Below are 16,506 nucleotides of genomic sequence, written 5' to 3'. Positions count from 1 at the left end.
GCAGACCGGCTCGATCAGTGCCTTGCGCGACGACGGATGTTCCTGCCACGTGCGCCCCATGTCGCGTGTAATGGCTACGGCGCGACTTCCGCCACGGTTGTCGCGCATGTTCAGCATCAGTACGCCGGGCTCTACCTCTGCAACCTGTGCTTCGGTGGTGTTGCTGCGTGCCGGCTGACTGATGTGCCATGTCTGGCCGTGGTCCTCGCTGTAGATGATGCAGGCACAGGGGATGCGGTCGGCACCGATGTACTGGCCGGCAAAGACCAGCGTGCCGTTTTCCATGGATATGCCTCGTCCGGGTCCTTGGAGCAGGAAGAACCATTCGGGATCTTTTACTTGCGAAGTAATGTTGATGGGAGCCGACCATGTCTTCCCGTCATCGTCGCTGCGAGTCAGCATAAGTTGGGCCGTTTCGTTCAGCTCGTTCCCTTGTCCCGAGTTGAACCAGGCACGGAGGTTGCCCATGCCGTGTGTCCAGGCAGCCATAATCCAGATGGTACCCGTCTGACGGTCTACCAGGATGGCAGGATCGCCTACGCCGTTCTGGGCTTTCGGCAGATGGCCGTATTCGCCGAAGCTCATGGGGACACGCATCTTTTCCCATGTCTGTCCGCCGTCTGTGCTACGGCTGAGGCCGATGTCGATATGTTCCTGCAGATCGGCGCTGTTGTTGTAGCGTATGTCGTACACACCGAGCAAGGTTCCCTTGTTGCTGGTGACAATGCCCGGAATGCGGTAGGCGGCTGCGCCGTCATCGCCTGCATGGCGTACACCAATGCCCGTAAAGTGTTGTTGCGGCGAGGGCAGTGCGTATTGCAAGGGAGCTGCACCCGCATCAGTCTTGACCGAACTGACAGTGGCGGATATGCGTGAAGTCAGTGAAGCATCGGGTTTCAGCTGCAGGCTGATCCAGAAATAGTTGATGCCCGGATATAAGGGTTGTGCTGCCTTCAGCGTAACGGTTCTGCTGGGTGAGGTAACCGTAGCTGCCAGTATCGAATACGACGGATTGGCTTTGCGGGTATAGAGCGGATTGTTGCGCGACAGGTATGCCGCAGGGGCATAGAATGTTTTGCCTTCGCGCTGTACACCTTCCGTACCGGCATAATACAGTTTCAGGGCTACAATCTCGTTCAGGTTGACTTGTGAACCGAAGTCCACGGTTACTTCCTCCAGCGTTTTACAGTGGCGGGCATCGATGCGCAAGTAGAACAGTTCGTTGTCCGAGCGGTCGATGAGGACAGGAATACGGGTTTCGCGAATGCGTACGGTGTCGGCTTCCGAGGCTTGCAGGCGAGGAGTGCAGAGCAAGATGAATAGGAGTGCCAGATAGCGGTAGGTAAAGAAAATCTTCATGATATATTCATTTAGGGTTTGGGCAAAGATAGCAAATCTTGAATTAAACTTTTATCTTTGTTGCAAAATAGCAAACGATATGAAGATTTTTCCTACAACAAGCATCAAGCAACTGGATGCATATACGATAGAAAATGAGCCGATAGATTCCATCGATCTGATGGAACGGGCTGCCAATGCATTGGCAAAAGCCATTGCGGAACGTTGGGACGACGTCGACACTCCTTTCGTTGTGTTCGCCGGACCGGGTAACAACGGAGGTGATGCACTGGCGGTGGCTCGTCTGTTGGCCGGACAGGGATATAGCATTGAAGTATATCTGTTCAATACCAAAGGACAGCTTTCGCCGGATTGTGAAGCGAACAAGGAACGGTTGGGCGGACTGGCCGGTATTGTGTTTCACGAAATTACTTCCCAATTTGTGCCGCCCCAGCTGACGGAAGACCATGTAGTGATTGACGGTCTGTTTGGCAGCGGTCTGAACAAGCCTTTGAGCGGCGGCTTTGCTGCTGTGGTGAAGTACATTAATGCTTCGCCGGCGAAAGTGGTGGCCATCGATATTCCTTCGGGCCTGATGGGCGAAGACAATTCCTATAACGTGGCTTCCTGCATTGTCCGTGCCGATGTGACGCTGACGTTGCAGTTGCCCAAGCTGGCTTTCCTCTTTGCCGAGAATGCACCGTATGTAGGCGAGTGGGAGAGACTAGACATCGGACTGAGTGAAGAAGCCATCGACGAAATGACTACCGATTATTATCTGACCGAACCGGACGACGTGAACTGGCGACTGAAAACGCGTGACAAGTTTGCGCATAAAGGCAACTTCGGCCGTGCTTTGCTGATAGCCGGTTCGCAGGGGATGGCCGGTGCATCGGTGCTGGCTGCCAAGGCCTGCTTGCGTTCGGGAGTAGGATTGCTGACGGTGCATGTACCTTTCTGCAACAACTTCATCGTGCAGACTGCCGTGCCCGAAGCTATGACGGAGATAGACTTCAGCGAGACGTGCTTCTCCGGTGCAACGGATACCGACGATTATCAGGCTGTAGGTATCGGTCCCGGTCTGGGGAAATCGCCCGAGACGGAGAATGCGTTGATTGATCAGATTGAATCCTGTCAGGTGCCGATGGTAGTCGATGCCGATGCCTTGAACCTGCTGGGTGAGCACCGCAGCTATCTGGGACATCTGCCCAAAGGAAGCATCCTGACTCCGCATCCCAAAGAGCTGGAGCGTTTGGTGGGGAAATGTCAGAACTCGTACGAGCGGCTGATGAAAGCCCGTGAACTGGCACGGACAGCCGATGTGCACATTGTACTGAAAGGAGCCTATTCGGCTGTTATATCTCCGTCGGGACAATGCTGGTTCAACACGACCGGAAATCCGGGTATGGCTACGGGAGGCAGCGGTGATGTGCTGACCGGAGTGTTGCTTGCTTTGCTTGCACAGGGATACGATGCGGAAACTGCTGCGCGACTGGGTGTCTATGTGCATGGTCTGGCGGGTGACATCGCAGCCCGCAAACAAGGTGAAATCGGTATGACTGCCGGCGATATTGTAGCTTCGCTGCCGATGGCGTGGAGAATGATGGAGGGGTAGTCTGTTCCCCTCCATGCTGTAGCGGAAAGAACTTACAGAAGTTTATCGATCGTTTTGATCTTTAGCTCTTTAAGTTCTTCTATGGCACGGTTGTAGTATTTCTGTTCTTCCAGATACTTGCTGACGTGAGCGTCTACTCCGATGATGGCCGTACATCCTTCGGCAGCTGCGATATGCCAGAACTTGGGATGAGGGAACGATTCGGTTCCGTGCATTTCGTTGTATGAGGCATAGCTGATGTTATACTCCAACGGAATGTTGAGTCGGGCAGCGGCCCGGCAGATGTGTCGGCTGATGGTGGTGCAGTGGTGGTCCCATTCGGGGTAAGACAGCATGAAGAGGTCGGGATGAGCCAGGCAGCAGAACAGTCCGCTTTCCATGCCTTCGATGGCACTTTCCTCGTACAGGTCGAGCATATCGTGGTTGTTGGTATTTCGTCCGAAGTAGGGGAACTTCTCATCCGTGTGATAGAAGTGGTTGCCGAATATCAGGTAATCCAGCTTGTATTCCTTGACCTGTTCTTTCAACCACGAAATGTATTCGGGAAAATACTCGCATTCCAGTCCTATCTTGATGTCTATCTGATCGCGGTATTTTTCGCGCAAGGCACGCAGGCTTTCCACGTATCCGGGAAGTTCGTCGGGCAACATGCGGATATTTGATACATAATTGGTACGGTATTTCCAGGGAGTGTGGTCGGAAAAACCGAGTACCTGAAACCCGCCTTTGATGGCGCTCAATACAAATTCTTCATCGCTTCCTGTGGCATGCTGGCAGCGGGTGGTGTGGGTGTGATAATTTGTTTTCATTCTTTTGTTACGATTTCGTCCATGCGGATATCAAAAGGTTCCGCTGGAATTTCTTCTACTAATTGGAAGGGGAAACAGATACCTATTTTATAGGCCGACGGTATGCGGGGCAGCAGGCGGTCGTAGTAGCCTTTGCCTCGTCCCAGCCGGTTGCCCTGACGGTCGAAGCCTACACCGGGTACAATAATCAGATCGATGGCGTCGTAGTCACAGAAAGGAGTGCCCGAAGGTTCCTCGATGCCATATTTGCCGACGGTCAGATCGTCGGGACCAGTATACTGGCGCAGTTCCAGATCGTCATTTACAACTGCCGGAAGCAGTATCCGCTTGTAGCGGCTCCACTTCCGGATGAAATTGTGGGTATCTACTTCGTCTTTCAGCGAGTGATACAATAATATGGTATGGGCTGCCTTGAAGGCCGGATGGTCTTCAAGGGCGGCCATGATTTCAGCAGACTGCTGCGTAGCGGAAGAGCTGTGTTGCGTCTTCAACAAAGCTATCTGCCTGCGCAGTTCTTTTTTCTTTTCCTTCATTGTCCGTTTCGTTTAGAGGCGTTGGGGCGGGAGCTTTAGGGAATGCTTCGCCTTTTTCCAGTATTTCCAGTGCGGTCTTAACCGTTGCATCGCTCTGGTTGAGGTAGCGGATGTAAGGTTCACGGCCCAGAATATTATAGATAATGTTACCGTAAAGACTCTTTTCCAGCAACTTATGAGATTTATGGATGAGGAGGTTACGGCGTTTCACACCCTTGGAGTCGGCAAAGCGGATGAATTGGTCTACAATGCCTTGACGGCGTAAATACTGATACATCTCGTCCTCGTTTTCGCATTCGCTCAGTTTGCTGCGGTTGCGGTCGCTATACTGGAAGCTGAATTGCAGAATCAAGCCCTTGTTGCTTACTTCTATCAGATAGGAAGATACGCCAGTCGTGTCTTGCGGTACGAATACATCGGGCATGATACCTCCACCACCATAAACAGGACGTCCGAGGGTGGTGTAATATTTCTGGTCTTCATCGAGCTTGATGCTGTCTTTCGAGAAGAACTCGCCATGTTCGTAACGGTTGATCCAGTCCATTTCGTATTCGCTGTTGTTTCCGTTCTCGTAAGGACGCTGGATGCAGCGACCCGACGGGGTATAGTAGCGGGCGATAGTCAGACGGATGGCCGAACCGTCGCTGAAGTCGATAGGCTGTTGTACCAGTCCTTTTCCGAACGAGCGGCGGCCTACAATGGTACCGCGGTCGTTATCCTGTATGGCACCGGCAAAGATCTCGCTTGCCGAGGCAGAACCTTCGTTGACCAACACCACAATCGGCATTTTCTGGCAACTGCCTGTTCCGTTGGCATATTCTTCCATGCGCGGATATTTGCGTCCCTGGGTGTAAACAATCAGTTTGCCTTCGGGCAGGAATTCGTTGACCATGCGGGTAGCGGCTTCCATGTAGCCTCCGGTGTTGTCGCGCAAGTCGATAATCAGTCCCTGACAATCCTTATGGGTGAGCTGTGCGATGGCATTGAGCAGTTCAACGTGTGTAGTACGTCCGAATTTGCTGATTTGCACGTAGCCAAACTTATCGTTGATCATGTAAGCGGCGTCGATGGTGTTTTGCGGAATGTCGCCACGGGTAATAGTGAAGTCGAGCAATTCTTTTTCGGAGGCTCGTTTGATACCCAGCTTGACGGTGGTGCCTTTAGGTCCCTTCAGGTTGTGCATGGCTTTTTCGTTGGTCAGTCCTTTACCAACGAAAAGGCTGTCGTTCACCATGACGATGCGGTCGCCAGCCATCAGGCCAACTTTCTCGGACGGGCCGCCGGGAACGACACTGTTGATATGAATCGTGTCCTCCTGAATGGTGAACTGTACACCAATGCCACTGAAGCTGCCTTCCAGTTCGGAGTTGACTTCTTCCAGCTTTTGTGCAGGGATGTAAGTGGAGTGGGGGTCCAGTTCGGCTAGAATCTGAGGCATGGCCTTTTCGACCAGGTCTGTCATGTTGACGGTATCCACATACTGGTCGTCGATTACCCGCAACAAGGCATTAAGCTTGTTGGACGAACCGTTGATGATGCCAAGCTTTGTTCCGCCATAATGCTTGGCATAGAATGTTCCAATAAGAATGCCCACTACCACACAGACAGCTATGACGAGCGGCATGAAGCGGGATGAATTCTTTGTACTCATGTATTTTTAGTAAATGATTAGTGGTTAATATAAATAGTTAGCTCTGTTCATTTTCAATGGGGATGTAGACAACTTCGATGCCTGCCCGTTTGAGCAGATCGAGCCCGTCCTCAAGGCGGTATTTCTCGGAGTACACCACCCGTTTGATGCCGGCCTGTATGATCAGCTTGGAACATTCGATGCAGGGCGAGGCGGTGACGTACATGGTAGCTCCGTCGCTACTGTTGTTGGAGCGGGCTATTTTGGTGATGGCATTGGCTTCGGCATGAAGCACATAAGGCTTGGTAATATTGTTCTCGTCTTCGCATACGTTCTCGAAGCCGGAAGGAGTGCCGTTGTAACCATCTGAAATGATCATCTTGTCCTTGACGATGAGCGCACCTACCTGGCGACGCTTGCAATAGGAGTTTTCGGCCCAAATACTTGCCATGCGTATGTAGCGTCTGTCCAAAGCTATCTGTTTTTCGTTTTCTGAGTTGTCCATATCGTTCTTATTGTTTTGCAAATCCTATCAGACAGGTTGTCTGGCCTTCTTTATAATAAAGGGTGATTTGGTTCTCGTCGCCCTCGTATTTGAATACGTTTTGCATGCCTTTGATGAATTCTTTGGCAAGCGGATCGGTCTCGGAAGCTGAAATATTAAGGCTAAGTCCGATCGTATTGTCTTTTCCGTTGGCCGACCAGGTGCCGGTGGCTTTTTTAACTTGAACTCCAGTTACAGTCACTTTATTCCCAGTCAATTCTCCGTTGATTTCGTTGCCTTCGAAGACGACAGTAAAGTTGTCTTTCATTCCAAGTAGTTCGATACTGCGGTTGAAAGCAGCCTCTGAATCCCATGCGATAGCCCCGAACGGTACGTCCTCTTTTCCTTCTATGGTAATTCGACTCATCTTCCATGTCTTTCCGGTAAAGATTCGGATAAGATCGTCTTCGGTATTGCAACCGCTGAAGACGGGAATCAGTGCCAGCATTAGCAACAAGTGACAAATATACAATGATTTTCTTTTCATTAGCATTCTTTTTTTATTCCGTTTCTTATTAATAATGCCTCAATCGTAGGTTCTTGTCCGCGGAAGCGCTTGTAAAGGGTCATAGGGTGTTCGGTTCCACCTTTCGAGAGAATGTTTTCGCGGAAAGATGCGGCTACTTCGGGGTTGAAAATGCCTTTTTGCCTGAAAAGCGAGAAGGCATCGGCGTCCAGTACCTCAGCCCACTTGTAGCTGTAGTAACCAGCGGCATATCCGCCTGCAAAGATGTGCGAGAACTGGGTACTCATGCAGGTTTTTTCGACTTGTGGCAGAATCTGAGCTTCGGCCCATGCCTGTTTTTCGTAGGTGCGGACATCACCGTCGAAAGGTGTGGTACGGGTGTACCAGGCCATGTCGAGCAAACCGAAGCTTACCTGACGCAGACAGGCATAAGCTACATTGAAGTTGCGTGCATCTATCAGACGTTGTACCAGTTCGTCGGGAATCAGTTCGCCTGTCTGGTAGTGGCGGGCAAAGGTATGCAGGAACTCTTTTTCGGTAGCAAAGTTTTCCATGAACTGGGATGGGAGTTCTACGAAATCCCAATAGACATTTGTTCCGCTCAGACTTTCGTATGTAGAATTGGCAAACATGCCGTGCAGACTGTGGCCGAATTCGTGCAGAAATGTTTCGACTTCGCTGAAGGTCAGCAGGGCGGGCTTGTCCTGTGTGGGTTTGGTGAAGTTCATCACCAGTGATACGTGCGGACGGCTGTTCTCGCCTGTCTGTTCGTCTATCCATTGTCCTTTGTAGCTGGTCATCCAAGCTCCCGAACGCTTTCCGGCACGGGGATGGAAGTCGGTGTAGAGTACAGCCAGAAAACTTCCGTCGTGGTCGAATACTTCGTAAGCGTCTACGTCCTTGTGGTAAACGGGGATCTCCGGATTCTTCTGGAAGGTGATGCCATAGAGGCGGGTAGCCAGGCCGAATACACCTTTCTTCACGTTCTCCAATTCGAAGTAGGGACGAAGCATTTCGTCGTTGATGTTGAAGGTACGGTCTTTCAGCTTTTGCGAATAATAACTCCAGTCCCACGGCATCAGGACGAAATCTTCACCTTGTTCTTCACGGGCCAGTGACTGCACCTCGGCATATTCCTTCAGAGCCGTCGGCTTGTAGGCCTCAAGCAGTTGGTTAAGCAGGTGATAGACGTTTTCGCTGTTTTGGGCCATGCGTCGTTCCAGTTTGTAGGAAGCATAGTCCTTGTATCCCAGCAGTCGGGCTATTTCCAGACGCGTATTGACCAGTTGCTTGACGATGTCCAGGTTGTTGTAGTCATTAGGGTGCGTACATTTCGTATTGTAGGCCATGTAGAGCTCTCTCCGTAGTTCGCGGTTGTCGGCGTAAGTCAGGAAAGGAACATAACTGGGGGCTTGCAAGGTGAAGATCCATCCTTCCTGTCCTTTCTCTTTGGCTGTTTCCCGGGCTGCTTCGATGGCACTTTCGGGCAAGCCTTTCAGTTGGCTTTCGTCTGTCAGCACCAGTTGATAATCGTTGGTTTCCTTCAGGTTGTTTTCGCTGAATTGCAAGGTTAGCAGACTCAGTTGGCGCGACAGCTCGCGATACTTCTCCTTGTCGGCTCCTTGCAGGTTGGCTCCGCTGCGTTCAAATCCTTCGTACGTATCCTCGGTCAGTTTCCGTTGTTCGGCCGTCAGTGCTTCGTCGTAGCGATGTTCGTAAGCCGTCTTGACACGTTCGAAAAGGCGTTCGTTCAGTGTGATGTTGTTGGCATGCTCGCTAAGCAGGGGCATCAGCTCCTTGGCCAGTTCCTGCATGGCATCGTTGGTCTCGGCACTGAGCAGATTGTCGAATACTGTTTCGGCACGTCGCAGCAATTCTCCCGACAGTTCTAACGCCAATATTGTGTTTTGAAAGTCGGCGGGAGCGGGATTACAGACAATGGCATCTATTTCTTCATTTTGGCGACGTATTCCTTCGCGTATGGCAGGGGCATAGTGCTCTACGGCAATGCGGTCGAAGGGAACGGTACCGTGAGGGGTATGGTTATTTTCAAAAAAAGGATTCTGAGTTTGTATCATCTTTGTAAAAGCTATCGTAAAACAACCGTTGTTGGTGCTTTTTCATCAGGTCCCTTGTCAAGGAACCTTTTTGAAACAATACGCAAAAGTGCAAAAAAAATAGGCGATTCAGTTCGAAGACGCCTATACTTTAATAATTTCTAACTGTTTATGCGAATGGTTGGAGTGGCTTCTGTTATTTTAGACGCTTCTATATGTGCTTTGCTGCTTCGGGTTTAATGTCTGATGGCGGTTCAGAACAGGTATAACCGGATGGTCTGTTAGTCGGCATTCTGTTCGCTGTATTTGGAGGGCGATACTCCAAATTGCGCCACGAAGTGTTTCCGTAGCGTACGCGCGTCGTTGTAGCCTACCATTTCGGCTATTTCCTGTATGCTGTACCGGTCTTCGAGGATGAGTGAGGCTGCTTTGCTCATGCGTACACTGCGGATCATGTCGATAGCTGCCAGTTCGCTCCGCTGCTTGATTTTGCGATAGAGGGTGGGCTGGCTCATGTGAAGCTGGTCGGCCAGCATCTTTACGTTGAAGTTCTCGTCTGCCAGGTTGGCTTCTATCACCTGTATCACCTGTCGGATGAAATAGTCTTCCTTCTCCACTTTCTCTTCTCCGTTTTCTTCTTCCTTCAGCCTGAGCGTGCCTGCATAAAGCCGTTTCAGCCTTTCGCGTTGCCTGATGAGGCTGCGCACCTTTGTTTTCAGCATTTCGGGATTGAAGGGTTTCATCATGTAGTCGTCGGCGCCTATGCCCAAAGCGTGTATCACATCTGTGTCTTCCGACTTGGCGGTGAGTATCAGCACCGGTATGGAAGCAGTTTGTGGCGATTCCTTTAATTCGCGGCAACACTCCAGTCCGTCCTTGACGGGCATCATGATGTCGCAGATAACGAGGTCGGGAGCGCATTCGTGCGCCAGCTGGATGCCTTCCTCTCCGTTGGCTCCTTCTACAATGGAGAACTCGCCCTCAAAGAGATGGTTTATATATTGCCGTATATCGGCGTTGTCCTCCACAATGAGCAGTTTCTTCCGCGGTTCCTCGCCTCCCGTTTCCGTCTGCGGGACGATGGGCGCGTCGGCGATGTCTGCCGTCCGGCGGGGAGATACGAAAGTCACCCTTTCGTTTTGTGGTTCGAAGTGTCTGTTGCCTTCGGGTATGTAGAGGCTGATGATGGTGCCGTGGCCGGGGCGATCGGCTGTCTTGATGTAGCCATGGTGCAGGTCGGTGATGTTCTTCACGATGCGCATCCCGATACCCGTCTGGGTGGAGTGTACAGGAGTGTTCACTCCCGTGGTGAAAGGTTCGAAAAGATGTTTTTTTACCTCCTGAGGGATGCCGGCTCCAGTGTCGCTGACGGTAATGTTGCAGAAGGGGTGTCCGTCTATGGTGGTGCGTCCCAATGTCAGTTCCACGCTACCCTGCGGCTGGGTGTACTTGAAGGCGTTGGATAGTAGGTTGCGTATGGCCGACGCCATTTTTTCCGCATCAACCCATAGCGTTAACGGCTCGGGTAGCAGACGGATGCAAAACTGATAGTGTTCTTTCTCGGCAATACCTTTGAAGGGGTCGCATACGTTGTTTACCAGCTGGTTGATGTCCGTTTCCGATACCTTGAGTCGTACCATGTTGGATTCTATCTTCTGTACAAACAGCAATTGGTCCATCAGGGCGTGCAGTGACTTGCTGTTTTCGTAAGCGGTATGGAGCTGGCGGCCGGTCTTTGCTGGTAGCCCTTCCGTGTGCAGCAGTTCCTGCAGGGGAGCCAGAATCAAGGTGAGCGGCGTGCGCAGTTCGTGGGCTATCTCGGTGAAGAAGCGTTCGCGCTCCATGCGCAGCTGTTTCTCCTTGTCGCGCTCCACATTGGCGGTGAATACCTCATGCTCCAGTTGCATTTCGTGTTCCAGCCGTTTGGCCCTCAGCCGGAATCGTCTGATGATGTACAGCACAATTAGCACTACTGTCACGAACACGCAGAAGCGGAACCAGACGCTGTTGCTCCAGTGGGGGGCAATGTCAATGTTCAGGGCGGTTATTTCGTTCGGGGCGTTGTCGGGGTGGACATTCTTTATTTCGAAGACGTACTTGCCTTGTTGCAGGTTGGTGTATGACACCTTCTCCTCTCCCTGTGTGTAAATCCATTCTTGCTGGTAGGGATAGAGGCGGTAAGCATACGTGTGTTGTTTGTTGGAGTAAGACAGGTTGCTGAACGTGAGGGAGAAGTTACGGTTCTTGTAGCTGAGCTGTATACCGGACAGGTAGGAGATGCCGTAAGGGAGGATGTTCTGTCCGTTGACGATCTGGTTGATGCTCACCGGCCGGTCGTTTACCTCCAGACCTGTGATCAGTACCTTTTGGGGGATTTCGAACTGGTCGGTTTTGTCTGGCTTGAAATAAGTCAGGTTCTTGTTGTTTCCCCAGAACAGAGTGCCTTTCCAGTATAGGGCAGAGCGGTTGCTGCCCGATACGTAATAGTTGTAGAAAAGTTCCTGTTCCCTGTCGTAGCGTGAGATACCCGAGTTGGAGCCTATCCAGATATTCCCTTTGTCGTCTTCGGTGATGCAACCTACGAAGTCGTTGCATAGTCCGTCCTGGGTTGTATAGGTGCGCAAAATGCGGTTCTGTTTGGGTGATAGAAGGGCAAATCGGTTCATGTAGCCGATGTAAAGCATACTGTTTTTTGAGGCCAGAAGGGAGCGTATGGAAGGATCGGGCATACCGACTTCGGTTTCATAGCCCGTATCTGTTTGGCAGGTTTCAGGATTGTAGCGGTACAATCCCTCGGTCGTTCCCAGCCACAGGTGTCCGTCGGACGTTTCAGCCAGTGCACGGATACAGGGTAGGGGCAGCGGCTTGCCCTCTTTACCTTTCAGAAGGGGTTGCCGACTTGTCAAGGTAGAGGGATTGACTTCAAAGAGTCCTGTCTGCGTGCCGGCCCAGATTCTTCCCTGCTTGTCGGCCAGAAGGGTCCATACTGATAAGTTGCCGGCAGCTGCCGAATCGTCCGTCAGTTTTATGATTCTGAAGTTTTTGTTTCGGGCGTCATATCGGCTCAGTGTTCCGTCGGCATTGCCGAACCACAGGTTGCCCTCCTTGTCTTTGGTGCTGCTCAGCACGGTATTCCGCTTCTGCACCTCCGGACTACCTGCTGGCCTGAAATTCAGTTCTTCGTCCGGGCGGTAAGGTGCATTACTGCGCAGAATACTCCGGTGGAAGGTCGTGAGCCAGAGGTAGCCTTCGTCGTCGTTCAGGATGGAGCATATCTCGTTGTGTCTGTCCTGATAGAACCGGTTGTAGAACTGTTCGCGCAAGTCGGACCAGATGATTCCTCCTCCGTCTGTACCAATCCATAAGATGCCTTGTGGGTCATAATAAACGGCTATCATTCGCGTCTCTATGTCGCGGAACACGTAAGAAGTGGTGTTATTGAAGACCTTGCCGGTCATTTCGTCCGGGTTATTCTTGTTTAGGCTGACGAGGGTATATCCGTTCCATGTGGCGACGAGGTAGCGGTTTTTTTCCAGGCGCACCACCCCGAAAGCGTCGGTATGTGACAATTGGTTGGCCGTGTATTTGTTGTGGTACGTCATGCGTCCTGTTTTCTTTGATTTTACGTTATATCGTATAAGACCGTAGGTAAGGGTCGAGAGCCAGATATTTCCGTCTTCGTCATACAGGATGTGGTTGATTTGCATGGGCTGGCCGACGCCTAAGTCTACTGTCTGGTAGCAATCCATTCGTTTCGTGTCGGCTATCATGACTCTTCCATCCGTGTCTGTCACGCAGATATGCCTTTTGTCCGGATTCAGCGACATTCGGGTCAGAATGCCGCCTTTCTTGTTCCATTGCGAATAGTGCTTTACGATGTGGAAGGTCACCGTGTCGTCCTGCGGCCGGCTTCTTCTTTCGGCTAGCATCAGCTCGTTGTTGTCTAGCATCCAGAAAATTGAGTCGTTCACCGGTTCTATGGCGATGGCTTTGACGGGTTCTCTGTTTTCCGTCCGGATGGGGAGGAACTGTTCGCTCTTCAGGTCGAATGCATAGAGGTTGCCCCGGCTTTCAAAGCATAGCAGGTCGTCTGATATTTGTTTCAGGCTGTAGGTATTGGCACTTGCCCGGTTAAAGGGGAATACTTTGATTTGTTTGCCATCATATCGGTTCAGTGCATCGCGTGTGCTAAACCAGATGAATCCGTTACGGTCCTTGCAGATGGAGTGTATGGTGTTGTCCGAAAGGCCGTTCTTCATGGTCAGTACATGAAGGTCTTTTTCAAAGAATGCCCGTCCCGGAAGCGGGTGTAGACAGAGGCAGATGAAGATAGTACAGATTATCTTAAGGTTCATATTTTATTTATAATTATGCAACGCAAAGAAATAAAAAATAACTTATTTATTGAAATGAAATGTGAAAAAAAGTCGGGACACTCTTGCTTTTTTTGCTGTGGTCGGAGGTAGATTGTAGAGCCTGCCCTATCCGTTTTCTTACTTTATGAGACTCTGATTTCACATGTTGCATTGTTCGTACCTCTGCCTTTCTTCAGGAGAGGTTGTTTTTGGTAAGTTTGGCGGATGAATTCTTAAAATTGAATGTGAAAATGCAGAGAATGTGTGGGGTGTATTAAACGTGCATGTTGAATGAAATGGTTATGTATGCCCTGTTAGTCGTTGGTCTTTTAATTTTGTAATCGAAATAACCTCATTGTCTAACTTTAAAAAGGAAAAACATGAAAAGAAACCTTATTTTCTTTCTGATGCTATGGTGTTGTATTTCCATGCATGCCCAGCATCTTACTATTACAGGTAAAGTCACAGACAAACAGAATGAGCCCATTATTGGTGCCAGTGTGGTTGTCAAGGGCACTTCCAACGGTGTGATAACCGACTTGGAAGGTTCGTTTACCATTAAAGATGTTCCGTCAAACGGAGTCTTGGCCGTTTCCTATATCGGCTATAAGGAGGTTGAGATTATAATCAATCCTTCGCAGAAATCCTATTCAGTCACATTGGAAGAAGACAATCAAATGCTGGACGAAGTGGTAGTGGTTGGTTTCGGTACACAGAAGAAGGTGAACCTGACGGGTGCCGTTGCTTCGGTGGACACCAAGAAGCTGGAATCCCGCCCCGTTACTTCAGTAGGACAGGCCTTGCAGGGGGTTGTTCCGGGTCTGAATGTCAGCATGCCTGATGCTGGTGGTAAGCTGGATGCCAGTCCTTCTTTCAATATCCGTGGTACGGGTAACTTGGGTACAGGTTCCAGTGCCTCACCTCTTGTCTTGATTGACGGTGTGGCCGGTGACATTAACCAGTTGAATCCGCAGGACATCGACAACATCTCTGTATTGATGGATGCCGCTTCGGCTGCCATCTACGGTTCGCGTGCTCCGTTTGGTGTGATTCTGGTAACGACCAAGAAAGGTAAACAGGGTAAGACGAGCATTTCTTACTCCAACAACTTGCGCTGGTCTCGCCCTACCAACATTCCTGACATGTTGGATGCCTATACTTTTGCCCAATATTTCAACCGTGCCATCGACAATTTTGGTAGCGGTGCGGCTCATTTCTTCTCGGATATTACGATGGAGCGTATCCAGCAGTATATGCGTGGTGAAATCACGACTACGGCCGATCCTTCATTAAGTCAGGCCGGCAACTGCTTTGCATTCAATACCAACTCCAATGACAACCAGAACTGGCCTCGTAACTTCATCGACAAGACGGCTTTCGGTCAGGAGCACAATCTGAGCCTGTCGGGCGGTAATGATAAGGTACAATATTATGTATCGGGTGCCTTCCTTGACCAGGACGGCCAGATGAACTATGCGGACGATAACAAGAAACGCTACAATGCCAGTGCCCGCATCAGTGCCGAGATTACCAAGTGGATGCGTTTGGAGTTCAACAGCCGTTTCATCCGTGAAGACATCGGTATGCCTACCTTTCTGAAACTGTATGGCGACCGTTTCTTTTCCGAAACAACCAAGTTGCATCCCAACATGCCGCTTTACGATAACAACGGGCACTATACCCGTAACCCGAAACTGATGCAGCTGACGTCGGGCGGACGTTCCAACACACAAGACGACACCTATTTCACACAAGGTAGTTTAATTCTTACTCCTTTGAAGGGGTTGACTATCCATGGTGACTTGTCTTTGCGTACTGGTAGCTACGAGCATATTTACAACGTGGCTCGCGTTTATTTGTATGACAAGGAAAACAATCCGGTGCCGGAACAATGGCTGGGTGGTGATGCCGATCTGGCTGCCGGTAAGACATGGGCTTATAGTGAGCAGCAGCGCAGTTCGATGATTACTTCATCGGCTTATGCTGACTATTCACTTAATTTCCTCGAAAAACACAATCTGAAAGTGATGGTAGGTATGAACAGCGAGAGTTATCGTTATAATAATGTGTGGGCTAAGCGTTCGGACGTGATGAGCGACAGCAATCCTGACGTCAATACTTCTACGGGAACGCAGAGCAATGGTGCCTATCGCGGCGAATGGTCTTCTTTGGGTTACTTCGGTCGTGTGAACTACGACTTTGACGGACGCTATCTGTTCGAGTTCAACATTCGTCGTGACGGTTCTTCTCGTTTCCGTGCTGACCAGCGTTGGGCTACTTTCCCCTCTGTATCGGTAGGTTGGAACATTGCCCGTGAATCCTTCTGGGAGCCGATGTCCAAGTGGGTTAACACGTTGAAGCCTCGCTTCTCTTATGGTAGTCTCGGTAACCAGAATACCAACTCCTATTATCCTACGTATGCCATTCAGAATGTAACTGTGGGTAGCCCCGATGCCGGTGGCCGTTGGTTGCTTACCACAGACAGCAAATCGAATATCGCAGGTGCCCCCGGACTGGTAAGTTCGCTTTTGACTTGGGAGCGCGTTTATAGCTACAACTATGGTGTGGACTTTGGAGCCTTCAACAATCGCTTGAGCGGTTACTTCAACTACTTCATCCGCGATACCAAGGACATGGTAGGTCCTGCACAGGAAATCTCTCCGATTGTAGGTGCATCGGCACCGAGCCGCAACAATACCGCTTTGCGTACCAAAGGTTGGGAACTTCAGCTGAACTGGCAGGATCGTATTGGTGATTTCAACTACAATATTGCTTTCAATCTTTCCGACTCACGTACACATGTAACAGAATATCCCAATGCCAGCAAGAGCCTGGGCACTTATTATGAAGGGCAAGAATTGGGACAGATTTGGGGTTATGAATCTGTAGGTATGGCCAAGACCGATGAAGAAATGGCTGCACATCTGGAAAAAGTGGATCAGAACACGATACCGGGTATCAGTTTGGCTCCTTCCGGTTGGAAAGCCGGTGATATGATGTATGCCGACCTGGACGGTGACGGTAAGATTACTAACGGTGAAAATACGGTAGACAATCCGGGCGACCGTAAAGTAATTGGTAACAGCACGGCACGTTATCGTTTCGGATTGAATATCGGTGCTGAGTGGAAGGGCTTTGACTTGAGCATCTTCTTCCAAG

General features: G+C 50.5%; 10 protein-coding genes. 2 read left to right on the top strand and 8 right to left on the bottom strand.

The annotated features are described in order from the left end of the window. Nucleotides 1–1,359: BNR-repeat neuraminidase N-terminal domain-containing protein (locus tag QVP67_RS00770; protein WP_288179752.1), on the bottom strand; the 1,359-nt coding region annotated here is incomplete at its 3' end. A 79-nt stretch (nucleotides 1,360–1,438) separates the two neighbouring features. Here QVP67_RS00770 and QVP67_RS00765 point away from each other — a divergent pair. Continuing rightward, on the top strand, nucleotides 1,439–2,953 hold the full coding sequence (locus QVP67_RS00765; protein WP_022161655.1) for a bifunctional ADP-dependent NAD(P)H-hydrate dehydratase/NAD(P)H-hydrate epimerase: 1,515 nt from the start codon (nucleotides 1,439–1,441) through the stop codon (nucleotides 2,951–2,953). Between the two features lie 32 nt (nucleotides 2,954–2,985). On the opposite strand, the gene QVP67_RS00760 is transcribed toward QVP67_RS00765, so the two are convergent. The 7 genes from QVP67_RS00760 to QVP67_RS00730 all read right to left on the bottom strand — a co-directional run bounded on the left by QVP67_RS00760 (nucleotide 2,986) and on the right by QVP67_RS00730 (nucleotide 13,347). Next, nucleotides 2,986–3,762, bottom strand: a complete 777-nt coding sequence (locus QVP67_RS00760) for a histidinol-phosphatase (RefSeq protein WP_022161654.1) — start codon at nucleotides 3,760–3,762, stop codon at nucleotides 2,986–2,988. Beyond that, the gene (locus QVP67_RS00755) at nucleotides 3,759–4,295 is read right to left on the bottom strand and encodes a 5-formyltetrahydrofolate cyclo-ligase (RefSeq protein ID WP_277121085.1); all 537 of its coding nucleotides are present in this window, start codon (nucleotides 4,293–4,295) and stop codon (nucleotides 3,759–3,761) included. The genes QVP67_RS00760 and QVP67_RS00755 overlap by 4 nt, the downstream gene beginning before the upstream one ends. After that, on the bottom strand, nucleotides 4,210–5,946 hold the full coding sequence (locus QVP67_RS00750; protein WP_022161652.1) for a S41 family peptidase: 1,737 nt from the start codon (nucleotides 5,944–5,946) through the stop codon (nucleotides 4,210–4,212). The genes QVP67_RS00755 and QVP67_RS00750 overlap by 86 nt, the downstream gene beginning before the upstream one ends. A gap of 37 nt (nucleotides 5,947–5,983) precedes the next feature. Next, a complete protein-coding gene (locus QVP67_RS00745) occupies nucleotides 5,984–6,430 on the bottom strand; it encodes a deoxycytidylate deaminase (RefSeq protein ID WP_022161651.1) in 447 nt (148 codons plus the stop codon). A gap of 7 nt (nucleotides 6,431–6,437) precedes the next feature. Then, nucleotides 6,438–6,956 (bottom strand): DUF4847 domain-containing protein, encoded by a 519-nt coding sequence (locus QVP67_RS00740; RefSeq protein ID WP_022161650.1) that lies wholly within the window; start codon nucleotides 6,954–6,956, stop codon nucleotides 6,438–6,440. Continuing rightward, nucleotides 6,956–9,013: a M3 family metallopeptidase gene (locus QVP67_RS00735; RefSeq protein WP_022161649.1), complete on the bottom strand. Its 2,058-nt coding sequence runs from the start codon at nucleotides 9,011–9,013 to the stop codon at nucleotides 6,956–6,958. The genes QVP67_RS00740 and QVP67_RS00735 overlap by 1 nt, the downstream gene beginning before the upstream one ends. A 260-nt stretch (nucleotides 9,014–9,273) precedes the next feature. Beyond that, nucleotides 9,274–13,347 carry a hybrid sensor histidine kinase/response regulator transcription factor gene (locus QVP67_RS00730; RefSeq protein WP_022161648.1) on the bottom strand — a complete coding sequence of 1,358 codons (4,074 nt, stop codon included), beginning with the start codon at nucleotides 13,345–13,347 and terminating at the stop codon, nucleotides 9,274–9,276. 380 nt (nucleotides 13,348–13,727) lie between these two features. Here QVP67_RS00730 and QVP67_RS00725 point away from each other — a divergent pair. Beyond that, a partial coding sequence (locus QVP67_RS00725; protein ID WP_288179751.1) for a SusC/RagA family TonB-linked outer membrane protein occupies nucleotides 13,728–16,506 on the top strand: 2,779 nt, incomplete at its 3' end.

The organism is Bacteroides sp. CAG:633 (genome assembly GCF_000435115.1).
Lineage (GTDB): Bacteria > Bacteroidota > Bacteroidia > Bacteroidales > Bacteroidaceae > Bacteroides > Bacteroides ndongoniae.
Note: the sequence above shows the minus strand (reverse complement) of the source record. Positions and strands in the feature narration are given on the sequence as shown.